Genomic DNA, 20,980 nt, shown 5'->3' on the forward strand with positions numbered 1-20,980 from the left:
GTATTGGCGTTCAATGGGCTGGCTGGATTTGTCATGAGATCGATGCTTGCGGCAACCTTGATGTTTGCGGCCACGGCTGCGAACGCCCAGATGACGGCGCCGCAGATCCCCGGCACCAAGCCGAAGACGGTCCAGACCGTGCCGATCCAGCCTCCGGCGATGCAGACGCCGTCGGCGACGGCGGATGCCATGGCGAAAGCCGAGCGGCTGGCGCTGCAATCTGACCTCGCCTGGGTCGGCCAGTACAACGGCGCCATCACCGGCGACGTCAGTGAGCGCATGGTCAACGCCATCAAGGAATACCAGAAGGCCAAGGGCGGCAAGCCGACCGGCGTGCTCAATCCGCAGGAGCGCGCGGCGCTCGCCGAGACGGCACGAAAGAAGCAGGACAGCGTCGGCTGGAAGATCGTGACGGAGCCGACCAGCGGCGCCCGGCTCGGCATCCCCTCCAAGCTGGTGCCGCAGCAGGCGAGCGACGCCAACGGCTCGAAATGGACCTCGCCGACCGGCACCGTGCAGGTGGTTCTCAGCCGCCGCAAGGAGGCGAACCCGACCGCGGCAAAGCTCGCCGATCTCGAGAAGGAGCCGTCCGGGCGCAAGGTCGATTACACCGTGGTGAAGCCCGACTTCTTCGTGCTGTCGGGCTTGCAGGGCCTGAAGAAGTTTTACGTCCGCGGCACCTTCAAGGGTGACGAGGTCCGCACCATGACGATCCTCTACGACCAGGCCACGGAGAACACGGTAGAGCCGGTTGTGATCGCGATGTCGAGTGCGTTCAATGCATTCCCATCAGGGCCGCAGGCCAGGCCGCCACCCCGCAAGACCGTCGAATACGGCACCGGCATCGTCATCAGCGACGACGGTGCGATCGTCACCGATCGCCTCGTCACCGATGGCTGCCTTGCAATCACCATCGCTGGCCACGGCAATGCCGACCGGCTCGCCGAGGACAAGGAGCACGATCTCGCGCTGCTGCGCCTCTACGGCGCACGCGGCCTGAAACCGCTGAGCCTCGCCGGCGCGGCAGCGAAGACGAATGTCGATGTCGTCGGCATCGCCGATCCGCAGAGTCAGGGCGGCGCGGGCGGCGTGTCGAGCCTCAAGACTGCGCTGGCACCGGTGTCGAGCAGCAATTCCGCGCTGTCGCCACCGCCGGCGGTCGGGTTCTCCGGTGCTGCGGCGATCGATGCCGACGGCAAGTTCGCAGGGATCGCGTTGCTGAAGCCCGCGACGGTTGCGGGGCCGGCGACGTCGGTGCCGGCATCACAGGCGATGATGGTCTCCGCGGAGACGGTGCGCGGATTCCTCAAGGCGCACGGCGTCGCCACGAATGGCACGTCGACGGACGCCAAAGCCGCGGTCGTGCGCGTGATCTGCGTGCGGAAGTAAGTCCCGTGTCCCGGACGCGGCGCAACGCTGTCGCGCTGCGCCTTGTCCGGGGCACGGTAGCGAGGACCAGCTTACGTACGATTACTGGTCCAGTAATGGTACGGATTCGCTGGCATTCCCTATTTCGCCATCATCGTTACTGCTGATTCGGACCTCCGCGATCCCCCTTTGGATCGGGCCGGCACGTCCTGAGCGAGAAGAGCTCAGCATCGAGATCGATGCACGTTCGCGTGGCGTATTCCTGACCCAAGCACTCCAAAGGATTGATCTCACATGCACACGATCGTACTGGCCACCCAAAAGGGTGGCAGCGGCAAGAGCACGCTTGCCATCGGCCTCGCGCTCGCAGCCAAGCAGGCCGGCTTCACCGTCCGCCTGATCGAGACCGACCCGCAGGGCACCCTGTCCAACTGGCAACGCCGCCGCAGCGCCGATGATCTCGTCGTCGAGCCGATCTACCATGCCGCCGACATCGCGCCGCGCCTGAAGATGCTGGCTGACAGCGGCCTGCAGCTCGCGATCGTCGACACCGCCGCCGGCCTTAGCGCCGCCACCACCGCTGCGATCCGCCATTCCAATCTCTGCCTGATCCCGGCCCGCCCGAGCGTCGCCGACATCGAGGCGACGGCCTCGACGCTCAGCGTCGCGCGTGCCTGGAAGCGGCCCTTTGGCTTCGTGCTCAACCAGACGCCGATCCGCGGCCAGCGCATCGACAACGCCGCGGGCGCGCTCGCCGAGGAAGCTTCGCTCGATCTGGCTGAGGTGCTCGCGCGCCCGCTGATCGCGATGCGCAATGATCACCAGGACGCGCTCGCCAGCGGCCTTTCCGTGAGCGAGTTCGCGCCGAGCGGCAAGTCGGCGGACGAGATCCGCGGCCTGTGGCGCTGGATCGCGGCCCGGCTCGAGCTCGAAGCCACGACCAATGTTTTGATCGACCAGGTGATGTCGGCCGCGGACGACATGCTGCATGTCGCCGTCGATCTTGCGGCGGACGAGACCACGACACTGGCGTCCTGAGCGGGGCATCGCTCGGATGACAGGCGGCCCTTCACCATCCGGAAGGGCCCCAGCGACGAAGCAATCCGGTCACCAGCCCGGCCGGATTGCTTCGCTTCGCGTTTTTGGGAAGACGTCTTCGTGCCCGATCATCACTTCTGACATTTCGGACACCAGAAGGTCGACCGGCCGTTCTGGGTGAAGCGCTTGATGGTGCCGCCGCAGCCCGGCGTCGTGCATGTCTCGCCCTCGCGGTCGTAAACCCTGAACGAATGCTGGAAATAGCCGAGCTCGCCGGAGGTCTGGCGATGATCGCGCAGTGACGAGCCGCCGGCCTTGATGGCGTCGTTCAGCACGGTGTGGATCGCGCCGACCAGTCGCTTCGCATGATCGGTCGGCTCGCCTCCGCCGACGCCCTTGCGGCCCTTGGTCGCGAGCGTCGCGGCGATCCGGCGCGGCGACAGATGCGAACGATGCAGTGCCTCGCAAACATAGATGTTGCCGAGCCCGGCCACCACGCGCTGGTCGAGCAATGCCGCCTTCAGGCTGGTGGTCTTGCCGGCGCAGGCGCGCGCCAGAATCGCGGCGTCGAATTCGTTGCCGAGCGGCTCGGGACCGAGCCCACGCAGCAACGGCTCGTCTTCGAGTGCATTGCGCGCGATCACTTTCATGTAGCCGAAGCGGCGCGGATCGTTGAACACGATGTCGGCGCCGGAGGACATCCGAAACAGCACATGGTCGTGCGCGGAGTCCTTGCCCCGCGGATAGTGAAATTCGCCAGGCACGGCGTCGTTGTCCGGCTTGATGACACGGAACGAGCCCGACATGCCCAGATGCATCAGGAGCACATCGCCCGAGGCAAGGTCCGCCATGAGATATTTTGCCCGGCGGCCGAGCCCCGTGACGACCTGCCCCTGCAGCCGGGCCACGAAATCCGGCTGGAACGGAAAGCGCAGGTCCGGCCGGCGAGCCTCCGCCTTGAGGATCTTCGCGCCCTCCATGACGGGCTGAAGGCCGCGGCGGACGGTCTCGACTTCGGGCAATTCAGGCATGGTCAGGCATTCACCTTATGAGGGCGGTGTGATAGCGCCATTGCGGCGGGCGCGCTATGGTCCGCCCAGTGGAGTAGAGTAATGGATCGGCCGGGCGAAACCACGCATTTTGGCTTCAAGGATGTCCCGCTCGGGGACAAGCAGACGCTGGTGAACGACGTGTTTCACAGCGTGGCGTCGCGCTATGATCTGATGAACGACCTGATGTCCGGCGGCCTGCACCGGGTCTGGAAGGACATCATGATCACCGCGCTCGACCCGCCGAGAAGCGACCGGCCGTTCGCGCTGCTCGACGTCGCCGGCGGCACCGGAGACATCGCGTTCCGCGCCGCCAAGGCGGCCGGCCCCGGCTTCCATGCCACCGTCTGCGACATCAACGCGGACATGCTCGCCGTCGGCCGCGAGCGCGCCGTCAAGCGGAATCTCGACACCCGGGTGGATTTCGTCGAGGGCAATGCCGAGGCGCTTGGCTTCGCCGATCGCAGCTTCGACGCCTATACGATCGCTTTCGGCATTCGCAACGTGCCGCGGATCGACCTGGCGCTGCGTGAGGCCTATCGCGTGCTCAAGCCCGGCAGCCGCTTCCTCTGCCTGGAATTCTCCACCGTCGAGATGCCCGGTCTCGATCGTCTTTATGACCTGTTCTCGTTCAAGGTCATCCCGCCGCTCGGCCGCATGGTCACGGGCGATGCCGAATCCTACCAATATCTCGTCGAATCGATCCGCAAGTTTCCCAAGCCTGCCGCCTTCGCCGACATGATCCGCGACGCCGGCTTTGCCCGCGTCGGCTGGCAGACACTCTCCGGCGGCATCGTCGCACTGCATTCGGGCTGGCGTTTGTGATCTCTGCCTTCACCCACATTTCGCGCCTGATCCGCGCCGCGTTCGTGTTCGCGCGCGAGGGCGTGTTCGGTTCGGTCGATCCGAGCCTGGTGCCGCCGCCGGGACAGCTCGCGCTGAAGCTGGCCCGCCTCGTCGAGCGCCGCGGCGCCAAGCACGGCCCGCGAATCTCGCGTGCGCTGACGCGGATGGGCCCGGCCTATCTCAAGCTCGGGCAATTCCTGGCCACGCGCCCCGACGTCGTCGGCGTCATGATGGCCCGCGACCTCGAAAGCCTGCAGGATCGCCTGCCGCCGTTTCCGCAGGACGAAGCCGAGGCCGCCATCGCGACGTCGCTGGAGCGGCCGCTGAAGGACATCTTCGTGACATTCGGCCCGCCGGTTGCGGCGGCCTCGATCGCGCAGGTGCATCGCGGCGAAGTCCTGCAAGACGGGATCCGCAAGTCGGTCGCCGTCAAGGTGCTTCGGCCGAACGTCGCCGCGCGCTTCCGCCGCGATCTCTCCGACTTCTTCTTCGTCGCACACAAGGCCGAGACCTACTCGGCGGAAGCGCGGCGGCTGCGCCTCATCGAGGTCATCAACACCATGTCGCGCTCGGTCGCCATGGAGATGGACCTGCGGCTGGAGGCGGCCGCGCTGTCGGAGATGGCGGAGAACACGCGCGACGATCCCGACTTCCGCGTGCCGACCGTCGACTGGGACCGCACCACGCACAACGTGTTGACGATGGAGTGGATCGACGGCATCGCGCTGAACGATCACAAGCGGCTGGAAGAGGCGCGCGTCGACCTGCCCGATCTCGGCCGCAAGGTGATCCAGAGCTTCCTGCGCCATGCGCTGCGCGACGGCTTCTTCCACGCCGACATGCATCCGGGCAATCTGTTCCTCGATGACGCCGGCCGTCTGGTCGCGGTCGATTTCGGCATCATGGGCCGGCTCGGCATGAAGGAGCGGCGCTTCCTCGCCGAAATCCTGCTCGGCTTCATCACCCGCGATTATCGCCGCGTCGCCGAGGTGCACTTCGAGGCGGGCTACGTGCCCGCGCATCACTCGGTCGAGAATTTCGCGCAGGCCATCCGTGCCATCGGCGAGCCGATCCACAACCGCACGGCGGAAGAGATCTCGATGGCGCGGCTGCTGGCGCTGCTGCTCGAGGTCACCGGCCTGTTCGACATGAGAACGCGGCCCGAGCTGATCCTGCTCCAGAAGACCATGGTCGTGGTTGAAGGCGTGGCGCGCGGCTTCGATCCCAAGCTCGACATCTGGAAGGTCGCCGATCCCGTCGTGCGCGAATGGATCGAGCGCAATCTCGGACCCGTCGGTCGGGTGCAGGGTGCGCTTGCCGGGACCGGAGACCTGGCGCGCGTGCTGATGCGCCTGCCTGAGATCGCCGAGCGGTCGGTGAAGGTGCTCGAGCAGCTCGAAGCCATGACGCGGGACGGCATCAGGCTGTCGCCGGAGAGCATCGCCGCGATGGGCCGTAGCGAGGGCCGCAAGAACCGTTGGCGCACCGTGGCGCTCTGGATCATCGCCGCGACCTTCATTGGAATCCTGATCGCCGTCCGGAATCTGTGATTGCATTGCAATCACTTGAATGATAGCATCGCTATCATTTCGTGCTGGAGGGCGCCGTGGCAAGCCTGACCATCCGCAAGCTCGACGACACCGTCAAAACCTATTTGCGGCTGCGCTCGGCCAAGAACCGCAGATCGGTCGAGGAGGAGGTCCGGGTCATCCTGCGGGAGCTGATCGAGGGCCGCGAGGAGCCGCTGACGCCGTTTTCGGCGCCGCCGGCCGCATCCGCCGCCCCGACGCCGCAGCGCACCGGCGCCGTTCCCGAAGCCAGCGTCACCCTGATCATCGGCGGCGGCATCGCCGCCTATAAATCACTGGACCTGATCCGCCGGCTGAAGGAGCGCCGCATCGAGGTGCGCTGCGTGCTGACCAAGGCGGCGCACCAGTTCGTCACGCCGCTGGCGGTGAGCGCGCTGTCGCATGAGCGCGTCTATACCGATCTGTTCGACCCGCAGAGCGAGTTCGACGCCGGGCACATTCGCCTCGCGCGCGACTGCGACCTGATCGTGGTGGCACCGGCCACCGCCGACCTGATGGCGAAGATGGCCAATGGCCATGCCGACGATCTCGCCAGCGCCATCCTGCTCGCGACCAGCCGCAAGGTGCTGCTGGCACCGGCGATGAATCCGCTGATGTGGAGCAATGCGGCCACGCGCCGCAATGTCACGCAGCTTCAGCGCGACGGCGTGGTGCTGTGTGGGCCCAATTCCGGCGAGATGGCGGAGGCGGGCGAGGCCGGCATCGGCCGGATGTCCGAGGCGATCGAGATCGCCAATGCCGCCGAACGGCTGCTGCGTCCGCCGGTGCCAAAGCCGCTCGCCGGCAAGCGCGTACTGATCACCGCAGGCCCCACGCACGAGCCGATCGATCCGGTGCGCTACATCGCCAACCGCTCCTCGGGAAAACAGGGCTTTGCCATTGCCGCGGCCGCGCAGGCGGCCGGCGCCGAGGTGATCCTGGTGAGCGGCCCGGTCGATCTCGACGATCCCGCAGGCGTCACGGTGAAGCATGTCGAATCGGCGCGGCAGATGCTGGAGCAGGTGCAGGCCGCGTTGCCCGCCGACATCGCGATCTTCGCCGCCGCTGTCGCCGATTGGCGTGTCGCCAACGAGGGCGAGCAGAAGCTGAAGAAGACTTCCGCCGGCATGCCGCCGCTGCAACTGGTCGAGAACCCCGACATCCTCGCCACGATCTCCAAGCTGACCGACAAGCGCCCGCCACTGGTGATCGGCTTTGCCGCCGAGACCGAGCACCTCATCGACAACGCCAAAGCCAAATTCGCGCGCAAGGGCTGCGACTGGATCGTCGCTAACGACGTCTCCCCCACGACCGGCGTCATGGGCGGCGATCGCAACACGGTCCACCTGCTCAGCCGCAAGAACGGTGCGAAGGACGGCGAGATTGCGGTTGATTCCTGGCCGGTGATGACCAAGGAACAGGTCGCCATCGAGCTGGTCGCGCATATCGCGAAAAGCGTGACCGACAAATCCCGGGAGCCGGCATCTTGAGCACTGAGGTCACCGTCGAACTGCAGCAGCTGGCCCATGCCGAAGGCCTGCCGCTGCCGGCCTATCAGACCGCGGAAGCCGCCGGGCTCGATTTGATGGCGGCGGTGGCGGACGGCGCGCCGCTGACGCTCGCACCGGGCCAATACGCGCTGGTGCCGACCGGGCTTGCGATCGCCTTGCCGCCCGGGCACGAGGCGCAGGTGCGGCCGCGCTCGGGACTGGCCGCCAAGCACGGCGTCACCGTGCTGAACTCGCCGGGCACGATCGACGCGGATTATCGCGGCGAGATCAAGGTGATCCTGATCAATCACGGCGCGGCACCGTTCGTGATCAAGCGCGGCGAGCGCATCGCCCAGCTGGTGATCGCGCCCGTGGTGCAGGCCGCGCTGGTTCCGGTCGCCACCTTGTCGGCCACCGATCGCGGCGCCGGCGGCTTCGGCTCGACCGGCCGCTAGCTTTCTTGCCTCTCCCGCTTGCGGGAGAGGCCGTCGCGCTCGTAGAGCGCGGCGGGTGAGGGTTTTCTCCTCTGGGGGACAATCCCATTGCGGAGATACCCTCTCCCCAGCCCTCCCCCGCAAGCGGGGGAGGGAGCGCACCGCCATCGTGGGGGCTATTCGCATCACTCGCTAAGGCGCGGCGATCTCAGCCGAATCATCCCGAAGACTGACGTGCGCTGGAACAGCACAGCCGGCATTTTTTCGGGACCGCTTTTACGTTCACGATCTGGACTCTTACCGGCGGAGTCACGGTGGGGGTATTGTCTTTTGATTCGCGCGCGACGGGGGTCGCCGCGCGCAAATTCGTGCGGTCTTGAACTCCGCGGTCTTGGGGCAACTATGTCAGGCGTGATCGGGTCGATGCGTCGGACGCTGCTGTCGTGCACATCGCTTGCGCGCAACGGCCTGTTGGGAGGCGCTCTCGCAGCGCTGCTGCCGGCTGCGCCGGCTGAGGCCGCCGACCTCATCGAGACCCTCTCCATCATGCTGGATTTCAACCGGCAGGAACTCGCGGTGCTCGCCACCGCGCTGGCGCTGCTCGGCTTCTCGGTGATGGCCGCGATCCTGCTGATGCGTACGCGGGTGCGCACGGCGAAGAATGAGGCGCGGCTGCGCGCCCGGATCGGGGAACTTCAGCTCCAGGCCGACCGCTTCGGCGCGCTGCTGTTCGCCGAGCCGCAGATTCTGATCTCCTGGCCGGCCGGCGACCATCGTGCCCAGATCTCCGGCGACATCTCCATGGTGCTGCCGCGCGATTCCTCGCCGCAACGCGTGCTTGCATTCGGAACCTGGCTGCCGCCGGAACCCGCGCTGCAGATGGACCACGCCGTCGAGGCCCTGCGTGACCGCGGCGACGGGTTCCAGCTGACGCTGAGCACCGCGCACGGCCATACGCTGGAAGCGATCGGCCGCGCCATCGGCGGCCAGGCCATCGTCCGGATCCGCGAGCTCTCGGGGCTGCGGCGTGAGCTCGCCGAGACCAATCTGCGCTACAACGCGCTTTCCGACGAGACCGAGATGCTGCGCGGCTTTGCCGCCGCCGCACCCTGGCCGATCTGGGCCAAGGGCGAGAACGGCGCGCTGACCTACGCCAATCCGGCCTATGTCCGTGCGACCGAGGCGAACAGCGTCACTGATGCACAGGAGCGCAAGCTCGAGCTGCTCGACAGTGCCGACCGCAGCGCGATGGAGCGGGGCCTGAAGGAGGCGACCAATTTCAACGCGCGGCTGCCGATCGTGATCGGCGGCGAGCGCCGCATTTACGACGTGCGCGCCGTCAACGTCGGCAGCGGCAGCGTCGGCGTCGCCATCGATGCCAGCGAGGCGGATGGGCTCAGCGCGGCGCTGGTGCGGATGGCGGAGGCGCATCGGCGCACGCTCGACCAGCTCTCCTCCGGCGTTGCCGTGTTCGACGGCCAGCGCCGCCTTGCCTTCTACAACGATTCCTATCGCCGGCTGTGGGACCTCGACCGCAGCTTCCTCGACGCCAACCCTGACGATTCCAGCGTGCTCGACCAGCTTCGTGCCGCGCGCAAGCTGCCGGAGCAGCCGGACTTCCGGGCCTGGAAGGCCAAGCTGCACGAAGCCTATCGCGCGGTCGAGACCGCGAAGGAGACCTGGTATCTCCCCGACGGCCGCGCGCTCTCGGTCGTCACCACGCCGAACCCGGAAGGCGGCGTCACCTATCTGTTCGACGACGTCACAGAGAGCCTCGACCTCGCCCGCCGCTTCGACGGCCTGATCCGCGTCCAGCGCGAAACGCTGGACAGCCTCGCCGAGGGCGTCGCGGTGTTCGGCAGCAACGGCAAGGCGCAGCTGTTCAACCCGGCTTTCGTCCGGATGTGGAAGCTGTCGAGCGATGCCATGCGCGACGAGCCGCATGTCCAGACCGTGGAAGCCTGGTGCCATCAGCTGTTCGACGACCCCGCGGTCTGGCGCCAGATTCGCGAGGCCATCACCTCGATCGAAAACCGCGCCGACGTCCCGCTCAAGCTGGAGCGCAAGGACGGCAGCGTGCTCGATGGCATGATCCGGCCGCTGCCCGACGGCGCCACCATGCTGACGTTCCAGGACATCACCGACACCGAGAACGTCGAGCGCGCGCTACGCGAGCGCAACGAGGCGCTGGAGGCCGCCGACCAGATGAAGGTGGATTTCGTCCACCACGTCTCCTACGAGCTGCGCGCGCCGCTCACCACCATCATCGGCTTCGCGCATTTCCTCAGCGATCCCTCGACCGGGCCGCTGACGCCGAAGCAGGCCGAATATCTCGACTACGTCACCAAATCGACCAATGCGCTGCTCGCGCTCACCAACAACATCCTCGATCTCGCCACCATCGACGCCGGCGCGATGAAGCTGGAACTCGGGCAAGTCGACGTCAGCAAGGCCATCGAGCTCGCTGCCGAGGGCATCCAGGACCGGCTCGCCACCGACCGCATCCGCCTCAAGGTCGAGATCGCGCCCGATGTCGGCAGCTTCGTCGGCGACGAGAAGCGCGTGGTGCAGGTGCTCTATAACCTCCTCGCCAACGCGGTCGGGTTTTCTCCACAGGATTCCACCGTCGGCATCAGCGCGCGGCGCACCGAGCGCAGCGTGGTCTTCACCGTGACAGATTCCGGCCCTGGAATACCTGCCGACATGAAGGACAAGGTGTTCAACTGGTTCGAAAGCCGCTCGCAGGGCTCGCGTCATCGCGGTGCCGGGCTCGGCCTGTCGCTGGTGCGCTCCTTCGTCGAGCTGCATGGCGGCAAGGTGCGGGTGGATTCGATCGTCGGCCGCGGCACGGTCGTGATCTGCGATTTCCCGACCGACCAGGCGGCGCATCGCGACGCCGCCGAATGACAGAACCCACCAAGCTCTCCGTCGCGCTCCACAACGAGACGGCCACCGCGCAGTTGATGGCCGACCTCGCGCTGCTGGTCGGCCCCGGCGACGTCATCACGCTCACCGGCGATCTCGGCGCCGGCAAGACTGCGGCGGCGCGCAGCCTGATCCGCTACCTCGCCGGCGACGAAGAGCTGGAGGTGCCGAGCCCGACCTTCACGCTGGTGCAAGGCTACGAGCTGCCGCCCTTCCCGGTGCTGCATGCCGATCTCTACCGGGTCGAGGACGAGAGCGAGCTGGAGGAGATCGGGCTGTCGCCGCTGCCCGATGCCACGCTGGTCCTGATCGAATGGCCGGAGCGCGCGCCATCGGCGATGCCGCAGGACCGCATCGACATCGCGCTGACGCACCGGCCTGCGCTGGGATCGAACGCACGCGCCGCCGACATCACCGGCTCCGGCAAGGGTGCGGCCGTCGTCGCGCGGCTGAAGGCGTTGCGCGAATTCCTCGACACGTCCGGCTACATGGATGCGACGCGCAGGCGCATGGCCGGCGATGCCTCGACCCGCTCCTACGCGCGGCTGCTACGCGACGACGAGAGCGTCATCCTCATGAACTCCCCGCAGCGCCCCGATGGCGCTGCGCTCTACAACGGAAAATCCTACAGCGCCGCCGTGCATCTCGCCGAGAACGTCACGCCCTTCGTCGCCGTCGACGAAGGCCTGCGTGCGCAGGGACTCTCGGCGCCCGCGATCCACCATTTCGACCTCGACCATGGCTTCCTGATCTCGGAGGATTTCGGCAGCGAAGGCGTGATCGAAGGCGATCCGCCGCGCCCGATCGTCGAGCGCTACGAGGCCGCGGCCGACGTGCTGGCGGCGCTGCACGGCAAGACGCTGCCGGAGACGCTGCCGCTCGACGGGCAGACCTATGCCATTCCCGTGTTCGACATCGAGGCGATGCTGATCGAGATCGGGTTGATGCCGGAATGGTATCTGCCCGACCGCAACGCAGCGCTGAGCGAGGCGGCGCGCGCGGAGTTCTTCGCGATGTGGCGCGAGCTCTTGAAGAAGCCGCTGGCGGCACCGCGGACCTGGATCATCCGCGATTATCATTCGCCCAATCTGATCTGGCTCGGCAATCGCACCGGCATCGCGCGCGTCGGCGTGATCGATTTCCAGGACGCCGTGCTCGGGCCGCAATCCTACGACGTGGTGTCGCTGCTCCAGGACGCCCGCATCGACGTCCCCGAAAACATCGAGCTGACGCTGCTGTCGCGTTACATCAAGGCGCGCCGCGCAGCCGATGCCGGTTTTGATGCGGCCGGCTTCGCCGAGCTCTACGCGATCATGTCGGCGCAGCGCAACACGCGCCTGCTCGGCACCTTCGCCCGCCTCAACCGCCGCGACGGCAAGCCGCATTATTTGCGCCACCAGCCGCGGATCTGGACCTATCTCCAGCGCTCGCTGGCCCATCCCGCGCTGGGCGCCTTGCGCGACTGGTATCTCGCCAACGTCCCGCCGCCCCAAAGTCCGCCACAGGTCTAATTCGTGGCCCGATTTACCGGCCGTTAGCCAAGATGTCGCTATTCTGGCGCCGAGGGAGCCGGGAAACTACGGGCTGGAGCAAGGCAGATGGCGGCGAAAGCGGATCAGCGCGGAAATAGCCGGGTGATTTTCGAGCGCGGGATTCCAGCCCAGATGATGGGGATCGACGGGACCTGGCGGCGCGAATGCACCATGGAGGACGTCTCCGACAGCGGCGCCAAGCTGACCATCGACGGCTCGGTCGAGGGCCTGCATCTGAAAGAGTTCTTTCTGCTGCTGTCGTCGACCGGCCTGGCCTACCGGCGCTGCGAGCTTGCCTGGCTCAATGGCGACCAGATCGGCGTCAATTTCCTCAAGGTGGGTGAGAAGAAGAAAAAGGTCCGTTCCACAGCCGTCGGGGCATGACGGCAACACCCGTCGTACAACCGTCACGGCCGGTGGCTAAGGCGGTCGAGATGCGGTGCGGCCGATCGAACCTCGTGTTAGGATTGCTGCGAACGCGAAAGCTCTGAGAAAGCGAAGGATGTCCGTCAAACCGACCAAAGCCATGGTGCTCGCCGCGGGATTCGGCCTGCGCATGCGTCCGTTGACGGACAAGATGCCGAAGCCGATGGTGCCGGTGGCCGGCCAGCCGCTGCTCGACCACGTGCTCGACAAGCTCGGCCAGGCCGGCGTGACCGAGGCCGTGGTCAACGTGCATTATCTGCCGGACCAGATCATCGATCACGTCGCATCGCGCCAGCATCCGCGCGTGACCATCTCGGACGAGCGCGACCAGGTGCTCGGCACCGGCGGCGGCGTGGTCAAGGCGCTGCCGCTGCTGGGCGACGCCCCTTTCTTCCACGTCAATTCCGACACGCTCTGGATCGATGGCGTGCGCTCGAACCTGACGCGGCTCGCTGAAAATTTCGACCCCGCGCGCATGGACATCCTGCTGCTGATGGCGCCGACCGCGACCAGCATCGGCTATAGCGGCCGCGGCGATTACGGCATGCTGGCCGATGGCGCCTTGCGCAAGCGCAAGGAAAAAGAGGTCGTTCCGTTCGTCTATGCCGGCGCGGCGATCCTGTCGCCATCGATCTTCGAAGGCGCGCCGAAGGGCGAGTTCTCACTGACCAGGATGTTCGACCGCGCCAACGAGCAGGAGCGGTTGTTCGGCCTCCGCCTCGACGGCGTCTGGATGCATGTCGGCACCCCCGATGCCGTGCATGCCGCGGAAGAGGCGTTTCTGGAGAGCGTGGCCTAGAGCCACACAAATGGTGCCGTAGGGCGGGCAAAGGCGCCCTTGCGCCGTGCCCACCATCTCTCTCGATCGTCAAAAAACGTGGGCACGCTTCCGCCTTCGCTCTTTGAGCTACGGCGGACAAGTCGCTTTGCTCAACCTACGAGACTGTCATGCCCCGCGAAGGCGGGGCATCCAGTACGCCGCGGCCTCTCGGGTCAAATTCCATCGCTTGGAGTACTGGATCATCCGCCTTCGCGGATGATGACACCTGGCCAGCCTCGCGAACAGCGGGGACTACTCGCGCGAGCCCATGACCATTTGATCCCGCCTCCTTATATTGCCTGATCTTCCGAATCAGGCAGCTCATGCGCGTCTTCAGCGTTCCCATCTCAGTTCCGTTCCTGCGCACGGTCGTCACGGCCCTGCTCGAGGGTCGCCTGGTCGAGGGGTTCGAGGCGCGCAAGGAACCGGCGCGGCTGGCCGATGCCACGCTGTACCTGCCGACCCGGCGCGCCATGCGCGTGGTCCGCGAGATCTTCCTCGACGAGATGAAGGCCGACGCGGTGGTGCTGCCGCGCATCGTCGCGCTCGGCGACATCGACGAGGACGAGCTCGCGTTTGCCGGTGAAGGCGAGCAGTTCTCCGGCACGATGCCGCTCGACATTCCGCCGCGGCTCGGCGAGCTCGAACGGCGACTGACATTGGCGCAACTGGTCGCCGCCTGGGCCAAGGGCCCGGTGCTGGCGCCGCTGGTGGTCGGCGGCCCCGCCTCGACGCTTGCGCTCGCCGGCGACCTCGCCCGCCTGATCGACGACATGGTCACGCGCGGCGTCGACTGGAACGCGCTCGACGGCCTCGTGCCTGATAACCTCGATCGCTACTGGCAGCACTCGCTCGAGTTCCTGCGCATCGCACGGATCGCCTGGCCCGGTCATCTCGCCGAAATCAACCGGATCGAGCCGGCGGCACGGCGCGATCTCCTGATCGCGGCGGAAGCGAAACGGCTGACCGCACATCCGAACGGGCCTGTCATCGCGGCCGGCTCGACCGGCTCGATGCCGGCCACTGCGAAGTTCCTGCACGCCGTTGCCTCGCTGCCGCATGGCGCCGTGGTGCTGCCCGGCCTCGACACCGATCTCGACGAGGATTCCTGGCGGACCATCGGCGGCGTGCGCGATGCGCTCGGCAAGTTCGCGGAGCCTCCGGCCTCGAACCATCCGCAATATGCCATGAATGCGCTGCTGCAGCGCTTCGGCATCAAGCGCAGCGACGTCGAGATCCTTCAGCCGCCGGTCGAAGGCGGCCGCGACCTGCTCGCCTCCGAATCGATGCGCCCCTCCGCCAAAACGGAAGTCTGGCACGACCGGCTGAAACAGCCGGATGTCGCCGCGAAGATCGCCGGCGGCATGACGAGGCTCGCGGTCGTCGAAGCCCCCAATCCCGAAATGGAAGCCCTCGCCATCGCAATTGCCATGCGCGAAGCGCGGCATCTCGACAAGACGGCGGCACTGGTGACGCCCGACCGCGCGCTGGCGCGACGGGTGATGGCCGCGCTCAGCCGATGGGGCCTCAGTTTCGACGATTCCGGCGGCGACGTCCTGATGGAAACCTCCGCCGGCATCTTCGCGCGCCTTGCGGCAGAAGCGGCGACGAAAGGATTGGAGCCGCCGACGCTGCTGGCGCTGCTGAAGCATCCGCTCTGCCGGCTCGGCCGCGCGCCCGGCGCGTGGAAGGCGGCGATCGAAGGCCTCGAGCTGGCGGTCTTGCGCGGCACGCGGCCGCCTGCGGGCACCGCCGGCCTCCTGCGCGAATTCAACCGCTTCCGCGAGGAGCTCGCAAAATTGTGGCGTAGCGAGCCCTCCGCGCTGCACCGCGCCGAGCCGCGCGCACGTCTCAAGGCCGAGGATCTCGATCGCATCCAAGGCCTGATCGATGCCCTGCAAAAAGCGCTGGCGCCGATCGAGAGCATGGCGTCATCGAAGCCACACGATTTCGCCGAGCTCGCGCACCGGCATCGCGAGATCATGATCGAGCTGGCGCGCGACGAGCAGACCATCCCGCTCGCCTTCGAGGACCGCGAGGGCCTCGCGCTCGCCAGCGCCTTCGACGATCTCCTGCGCGGCGGCACGACCAGCGGATTGATGGTGCAGCTAGCGGACTATCCGGACGTCTTCCAGACCGCGTTCAGCGACCGCGCGGTGCGACGGCCGGACAGACCGGGCGCACGGCTGCAGATCTACGGTCCGCTGGAATCGCGCCTGATGCAGGCCGACCGCATCATCATCGGCGGCCTGATCGAAGGCGTCTGGCCGCCGGCGCCGCGCATCGATCCCTGGCTGAGCCGGCCGATGCGACATGAGCTTGGGCTCGACCTGCCGGAGCGCCGCATCGGCCTCTCCGCGCACGACTTCGCGCAACTGCTCGGCGGCGACGAGGTGATCCTCACCCATTCCGCCAAGGCCGGCGGCGCGCCGGCGGTGGCTTCGCGTTTCCTGCACCGGCTGGAGGCGGTCGCGGGAGACGATCTCTGGACCACGGCGATCCAGGCCGGTGAAAAATACGTGCAGTTTGCGGGCGCGCTGGACCAGCCTGCCGAGGTCAAGCCGATCAAGCAGCCCGAGCCCCGGCCGCCGCGCGCGACGCGGCCGCTCAAGATGTCGGTGACCGCGATCGAGGACTGGCTGCGCGATCCCTACACGATCTACGCAAAGCACATTCTGCGGCTGGATGCACTCGATCCGGTCGACATGCCACTGTCGGCAGCCGACCGCGGTTCGGCGATCCACGAGGCGATCGGCGAGTTCACGGAACACTACGTCACGCGCCTGCCCGATGATCCCGCCCGGGTGCTGCGGGCGATCGGCGAGAAGCATTTCGCACCGTTGATGGAGCGCCCCGAGGCGCGGGCGTTGTGGTGGCCGCGCTTCCAGCGCATCGCACGCTGGTTCGGCGAATGGGAGACGGCGCGACGGGATGTGATCGAGGCGATCATGGCCGAGACCCGCGGCGAGATCTCGATCCGGCTCGACAATGCGCGCACCTTCCATCTGTCCGCGCGCGCCGATCGCATCGAGCGGCGCCAGGGCGGCGGCTATGCCATCCTCGACTACAAGACCGGACAGCCGCCGACCGGCAAGCAGGTGCGCATGGGCCTGTCGCCGCAGCTGACGCTGGAGGCGGCGATCCTGCGCGAAGGCGGTTTTCCCGAGATCGACGCGGGCTCGTCGGTGAGCCAGCTCGTCTATGTCCGCCTCAGCGGCAACAACCCGCCGGGCGAGGAGCGCATCCTCGAGCTCAAGTACAAGCAGGGCGACGAGCCGCAGCCGCCGGATACGGCCGCCGCGGAAGCGCGAGCCAAGCTGGAGGCGCTGGTCCGTGCTTTCGAGGATGAGAACCAGCCCTACACCTCGCTGAACCTGCCGATGTGGGCGAACCGCTACGGCACCTATGACGACCTCGCCCGGATCAAGGAATGGTCCGCGGCCGGCGGATTGGGGATCGAGGAATGGTGAAGGCGCCCCGCCCCATCCCGGATGAAGTGCGCGCGCGGCAGGCGCGCGCCTCGGACCCGACCGCCTCGGCGTTCGTGTCGGCCAATGCCGGCTCGGGCAAGACGCACGTGCTGGTGCAGCGCGTGATCCGCCTGCTGCTCTCAGGCGTGCCGCCGGAAAAGATCCTCTGCATCACCTTCACCAAGGCCGCCGCTGCCAACATGGCCGAGCGCGTGTTCACTACGCTCGGGCATTGGGTGACCCTGGATGACATCGCGCTCGACGCGGCGATCCGCGCCGTCGGCATCCCGCATCCCAATGCAAAGCTGCGCCGCGACGCACGAAAACTGTTCGCCTGCGCGCTGGAGACGCCGGGCGGCTTGAAGGTGCAGACCATCCACGCGCTGTGCACGCGCCTGCTGCAGCAATTTCCGTTCGAGGCCAACGTGCCGGCGCGCTTCGCCGTGATCGACGAGCGCGACCAGAACGACATGATGGAACGCGCCAATCTGAAGGTCTTGCTGGAGGCCGCGCGCGATCCGGACAGCGTCACCGGCCGCGCCTTGTTGACCGCGATGGCGAGCGCCGCGGACGTCACCTTCAAGGAAGTCGTGCGCGAGGCCTGTCTCAGCCGCGATCATTTCATGGCCTGGACCGACGAGGCCGGCAACGCGGAAGCCGCCGCCGCGCAGATGGCTGCGGTTCTGGGCGTCGATGCAAGCGACCGCATCGAGGATGTCGAGACCGGGATTCTCGATGGGCCTTACCTCCCGCGCTCGCGCTGGGACGACATCGCGCTTGCGCTGGAGGACGGCAGCAAGTCCGACAACGATCAGGCCGGCCGGCTGCGCGAGGCCAAGGTGTTTTCCGGCAGCGCGCAGGTCGATGCTTATCTGTGCGTCTTCCTCACGGACGAGAAGCTGCCGCGCAAGGCGGTGCTGACCAAGAAATTCTGCGATCACAATCCGTCCGTCGCCCGCCTCTTCGAGAACGAGGCGCAGCGCGTCGGCGGATTGGTCGAGAAGCGCCGCGCGGTGACCATGCGCGACCGCACCGCGGCTCTGCTGCATATCGCAACCGCCGCTGCCGCGAACTACCGCCGCGAGAAGCAGGAACGTGGGCTGCTCGACTACGACGATCTGATCGACAAGACGCTCGCGATGCTCGACCGCGTCGCGTCGGGCTGGGTGCACTACAAGCTCGATCGCGGCGTCGACCACGTTCTGATCGACGAAGCCCAGGACACCAGCCCGCGGCAATGGGACATCGTCGCGCACATCATCTCGGAGTTCACCGCCGGCGAAGGCGCGCGCGAGGGGCTGAACCGCACCATCTTCGCGGTCGGCGACGAGAAGCAGTCGATCTTCTCGTTCCAGGGCGCGGCGCCGCACGAATTCGACGCGCGCAGGCGCGAACTGCATCGCAGGTTCACCGCCGCCGGTCTTAAATTCGATCCCGTCGCCTTCACCTATTCGTTCCGCTCGGGCGCCACGATCCTGCACTCGGTCGACCACGTCTTCCGCGATCCCACGATCTACAAGAGCATTCATTCGGTCGAGATCGGCCATCCCCTGCATCACGCGCTCGCCGACGCCGGTCCCAGCGTGATCGAGCTGTGGGATCTTGCCGAGGCCGACGACCGGCAGGACATCGAGGGCTGGCGCGCGCCGTTCGACGGCGTCGCCGTCACCAGCCCCGAGGTCAAGCTCGCGCGCCGCATCCAGGCCGAGATCAAGCGGCTGGTCGAAAGCGGCACGCTGACGGGACACGAAGGCGAGCGCCGGCCGCTGCGGTACGGCGACATGTTGATCCTGGTGCGCCGGCGCGGCAATGCCTTCGACGCCGTGATCCAGGCGCTGAAGCACGCAGGCGTCCCGGTCGCCGGCGCCGACCGGCTCAAGCTCACCGAACATATTGGCATCATCGACCTGATGAACTTGGCCGATGCGCTGCTGCTGCCGCAGGACGATCTTGCACTGGCGGTGGCCCTGAAGAGCCCGCTGTTCGGGCTCGACGACGACGACCTGTTCCAGCTGGCCCATGGCCGCAAGGGATCGCTGCGCCGCGCGCTCGGCGATCACGCGGCCGAAAATGAGAAGTTCGCGACCGTGTTGCGCCGCCTCGAAGCCTGCGAGATGCGTGCGCGCGATGAGACGCCGTTCGCGTTCTACGCCTGGCTGCTCGGGGGTGACGGCGGCCGCGCCCGCATCCTGCGCCGGCTCGGTCACGAGGCCAACGACGCGCTCGACGAATTCCTGGAGCTGGCGCTGAACTACGAGCGCAAGGCGCCGGCCTCGCTGCAAGGCTTCATGGCTTGGCTGCGCTCGGCTGACACCGAGGTGAAGCGCGACATGGAGATCTCGCGCGACGAGGTGCGGGTGATGACGGTGCACGGCGCCAAGGGTCTGGAGGCCTCGGTCGTGTTCATGGTCGACACCACGTCGTCGCCCGCGGACTCCCAGCGTCTGCGCCTGATTCAGGTGCCGCGCGGCAATGGCGGCGAGGTGGTGGTCTGGGCCGGACGCAAGGCTGATGATCCCAAGCCAGTCGCCGAGGCGCGCAAGGCGATGGTCGAGGAGACCGAGGACGAATATCGCCGCCTGCTCTATGTCGCGATGACGCGCGCGGCCGACCGCCTGGTCGTCGGCGGCTGCATGCCGGGCAACATGAAGACGGTCCGCAAGCTCAGCTGGTACGACCTGGTCCACACCGGGCTCGCCGGATCGGGCCTGGACAAGCAGGTGGTCGAGACGCCGCTCGGCAAGGTCACCCGCTTCGCCCGCCCGGAAGATGTCGCGGCCTTGGGCATGCCGGCGGCGTCCGTGCAGCAGACGATCGCGCTGCCCGACTGGCTGCGGACGCCGGCCCCGCGCGAGACCGTCGACGATGACCTGGTCCGCCCGTCCGGTCAGCCGGCCGAGGACGGCCGCAGCGTACGCTCTGGCGAATCGGTGCAGTCCCGCGCACTGGCGCTGCAACGCGGCACGCTGGTGCACCGTCTCCTGCAATCCCTGCCCGATATCGCCACCGAGCGCCGGCGCGAGGCGGCACTCGGCTTCATGGCGCGCAATGCCTCGGACTGGACCGAGGCCGACCGCGCCGCGCTGGCCGACAAGGTGCTCGCTTTGATCACCGAGCCGCGCTTTGCGCCGGTCTTTGCCCCTGGCAGCCGGGCGGAGGTCGCCATCGCCGGCAGGCTGGAGCGGCCGGGCCGCCCGCCGGCCTTGGTGTCCGGGCAGATCGACCGGCTGGTCGTCCGCCCGGATGAGGTCTTGATCGTCGATTTCAAGACCAACCAGGCCGCGCCTGGGAGCGCCAGCGAGGCGCCCGCGGCCTATGTCCGGCAGTTGGCGCTGTACCGGGCGGTGCTCTCGCGGCTTTATCCCCAGACTCCGATCCGGGCCGTCCTGCTTTGGACCGAGGCCCTTGAATATATGGAGATTTCTGCCCCCGCGCTGGACGCGGCGCTGGCATCCCTTCATCTCGGCGTGAGCGTCCTTGACCCGGCAAGGGGCCGTTCATAGGTTGACGCCATGATCCCCGGCGCGATTCCAGGTCGCGCCGATTCTCTTTCAACCGAACGAGGTAGTCCCATGGCCGTTGGCAAGGTTTCCGACACTGATTTCGAAGCCGAAGTGCTCAAGGCGAACGGCCCTGTCGTCGTCGATTTCTGGGCCGAGTGGTGCGGCCCGTGCCGCATGATCGCGCCCGCCCTCGACGAGATCGCCGGCGCGATGGGCGACAAGGTCAAGATCGTCAAGCTCAACGTCGACGAGAGCCCGAAGACCGCCTCGAAGTACGGCGTGATGTCGATTCCCACCCTGATGATCTTCAAGGGCGGCGAGATGGCCTCCCGCCAGGTCGGCGCGGCGCCGAAGGCGAAGCTGCAGCAGTGGATCACCTCGGCGGTCTGACCCACCTGCGATTAAGAATTTTTTCGACAACGGCCGGCGAAATGCCGGCCGTTCTGCGTTGATGGGACGTGTTCAGCGTATGACGAGTCCCGCCCTTGCCTGCTCCTTCCGCAAAGCGCGC

The 20,980-nt window shown here is 67.2% G+C and carries 14 protein-coding genes; 13 read left to right on the plus strand and 1 reads right to left on the minus strand.

Features of this window, described 5'->3' with window-relative positions; genetic code table 11:
- The first annotated feature begins 33 nt into the window (after positions 1-33).
- Both DCM80_RS12775 and DCM80_RS12780 read left to right on the plus strand, forming a co-directional pair.
- The gene (locus tag DCM80_RS12775; RefSeq protein WP_257197286.1) at positions 34-1,389 is read left to right on the plus strand and encodes a serine protease; all 1,356 of its coding nucleotides are present in this window, start codon (positions 34-36) and stop codon (positions 1,387-1,389) included.
- 273 nt (positions 1,390-1,662) lie between these two features.
- Positions 1,663-2,406, plus strand: coding sequence for a ParA family protein (locus tag DCM80_RS12780; RefSeq protein ID WP_257197288.1), 744 nt, complete (start codon positions 1,663-1,665; stop codon positions 2,404-2,406).
- 131 nt (positions 2,407-2,537) lie between these two features.
- Here the strand turns inward: DCM80_RS12780 and mutM are convergent, their stop codons facing one another.
- Entirely contained in the window at positions 2,538-3,437 is a 900-nt protein-coding gene (gene mutM, locus DCM80_RS12785; RefSeq protein ID WP_257197289.1) for a bifunctional DNA-formamidopyrimidine glycosylase/DNA-(apurinic or apyrimidinic site) lyase, read from the minus strand.
- A gap of 81 nt (positions 3,438-3,518) precedes the next feature.
- Here mutM and ubiE point away from each other — a divergent pair, with 81 nt between their 5' ends.
- From ubiE to trxA, 11 genes are all read left to right on the plus strand, one after another.
- Positions 3,519-4,280, plus strand: a complete 762-nt coding sequence (gene ubiE / locus DCM80_RS12790; protein ID WP_257197290.1) for a bifunctional demethylmenaquinone methyltransferase/2-methoxy-6-polyprenyl-1,4-benzoquinol methylase UbiE — start codon at positions 3,519-3,521, stop codon at positions 4,278-4,280.
- Positions 4,277-5,851 carry a 2-polyprenylphenol 6-hydroxylase gene (ubiB, locus tag DCM80_RS12795; RefSeq protein WP_257197291.1) on the plus strand — a complete coding sequence of 525 codons (1,575 nt, stop codon included), beginning with the start codon at positions 4,277-4,279 and terminating at the stop codon, positions 5,849-5,851. Before ubiE ends, ubiB begins: the two co-directional genes overlap by 4 nt.
- Before the next feature lie 56 nt (positions 5,852-5,907).
- The gene (coaBC, locus tag DCM80_RS12800) at positions 5,908-7,359 is read left to right on the plus strand and encodes a bifunctional phosphopantothenoylcysteine decarboxylase/phosphopantothenate--cysteine ligase CoaBC (protein WP_257197292.1); all 1,452 of its coding nucleotides are present in this window, start codon (positions 5,908-5,910) and stop codon (positions 7,357-7,359) included.
- A complete protein-coding gene (gene dut / locus DCM80_RS12805) occupies positions 7,356-7,814 on the plus strand; it encodes a dUTP diphosphatase (protein WP_257197293.1) in 459 nt (152 codons plus the stop codon). Before coaBC ends, dut begins: the two co-directional genes overlap by 4 nt.
- Before the next feature lie 381 nt (positions 7,815-8,195).
- Positions 8,196-10,700: a PAS domain-containing sensor histidine kinase gene (locus tag DCM80_RS12810; protein WP_257197294.1), complete on the plus strand. Its 2,505-nt coding sequence runs from the start codon at positions 8,196-8,198 to the stop codon at positions 10,698-10,700.
- Positions 10,697-12,229, plus strand: coding sequence for a tRNA (adenosine(37)-N6)-threonylcarbamoyltransferase complex ATPase subunit type 1 TsaE (gene tsaE / locus DCM80_RS12815; protein ID WP_257197295.1), 1,533 nt, complete (start codon positions 10,697-10,699; stop codon positions 12,227-12,229). The genes DCM80_RS12810 and tsaE overlap by 4 nt, the downstream gene beginning before the upstream one ends.
- A gap of 87 nt (positions 12,230-12,316) precedes the next feature.
- The gene (locus tag DCM80_RS12820) at positions 12,317-12,634 is read left to right on the plus strand and encodes a PilZ domain-containing protein (RefSeq protein ID WP_257179018.1); all 318 of its coding nucleotides are present in this window, start codon (positions 12,317-12,319) and stop codon (positions 12,632-12,634) included.
- A 118-nt stretch (positions 12,635-12,752) separates the two neighbouring features.
- Positions 12,753-13,475, plus strand: a complete 723-nt coding sequence (locus DCM80_RS12825; RefSeq protein ID WP_257197296.1) for a nucleotidyltransferase family protein — start codon at positions 12,753-12,755, stop codon at positions 13,473-13,475.
- A gap of 344 nt (positions 13,476-13,819) precedes the next feature.
- Entirely contained in the window at positions 13,820-16,966 is a 3,147-nt protein-coding gene (gene addB / locus DCM80_RS12830; RefSeq protein WP_257197297.1) for a double-strand break repair protein AddB, read from the plus strand.
- The gene (gene addA, locus DCM80_RS12835; RefSeq protein ID WP_257197298.1) at positions 16,960-20,469 is read left to right on the plus strand and encodes a double-strand break repair helicase AddA; all 3,510 of its coding nucleotides are present in this window, start codon (positions 16,960-16,962) and stop codon (positions 20,467-20,469) included. The genes addB and addA overlap by 7 nt, the downstream gene beginning before the upstream one ends.
- Before the next feature lie 69 nt (positions 20,470-20,538).
- Positions 20,539-20,859: a thioredoxin gene (gene trxA / locus DCM80_RS12840; protein ID WP_007598398.1), complete on the plus strand. Its 321-nt coding sequence runs from the start codon at positions 20,539-20,541 to the stop codon at positions 20,857-20,859.
- Positions 20,860-20,980: the final 121 nt, after the last annotated feature.

The sequence above is a fragment of the Bradyrhizobium sp. WBOS08 genome (genome assembly GCF_024585125.1).
Classification (GTDB): domain Bacteria; phylum Pseudomonadota; class Alphaproteobacteria; order Rhizobiales; family Xanthobacteraceae; genus Bradyrhizobium; species Bradyrhizobium japonicum_B.

Coding starts and splice junctions, on each gene's coding strand:
- DCM80_RS12775 (WP_257197286.1), top strand. CDS start 34: ATGAGATCGATGCTTGCGGCAACCTTGATGTTTGCGGCCACGGCTGCG.
- DCM80_RS12780 (WP_257197288.1), top strand. CDS start 1,663: ATGCACACGATCGTACTGGCCACCCAAAAGGGTGGCAGCGGCAAGAGC.
- mutM (WP_257197289.1), bottom strand. CDS start 3,437: ATGCCTGAATTGCCCGAAGTCGAGACCGTCCGCCGCGGCCTTCAGCCC.
- ubiE (WP_257197290.1), top strand. CDS start 3,519: ATGGATCGGCCGGGCGAAACCACGCATTTTGGCTTCAAGGATGTCCCG.
- DCM80_RS12810 (WP_257197294.1), top strand. CDS start 8,196: ATGTCAGGCGTGATCGGGTCGATGCGTCGGACGCTGCTGTCGTGCACA.
- tsaE (WP_257197295.1), top strand. CDS start 10,697: ATGACAGAACCCACCAAGCTCTCCGTCGCGCTCCACAACGAGACGGCC.
- DCM80_RS12820 (WP_257179018.1), top strand. CDS start 12,317: ATGGCGGCGAAAGCGGATCAGCGCGGAAATAGCCGGGTGATTTTCGAG.
- DCM80_RS12825 (WP_257197296.1), top strand. CDS start 12,753: ATGTCCGTCAAACCGACCAAAGCCATGGTGCTCGCCGCGGGATTCGGC.
- addB (WP_257197297.1), top strand. CDS start 13,820: ATGCGCGTCTTCAGCGTTCCCATCTCAGTTCCGTTCCTGCGCACGGTC.
- addA (WP_257197298.1), top strand. CDS start 16,960: ATGGTGAAGGCGCCCCGCCCCATCCCGGATGAAGTGCGCGCGCGGCAG.
- trxA (WP_007598398.1), top strand. CDS start 20,539: ATGGCCGTTGGCAAGGTTTCCGACACTGATTTCGAAGCCGAAGTGCTC.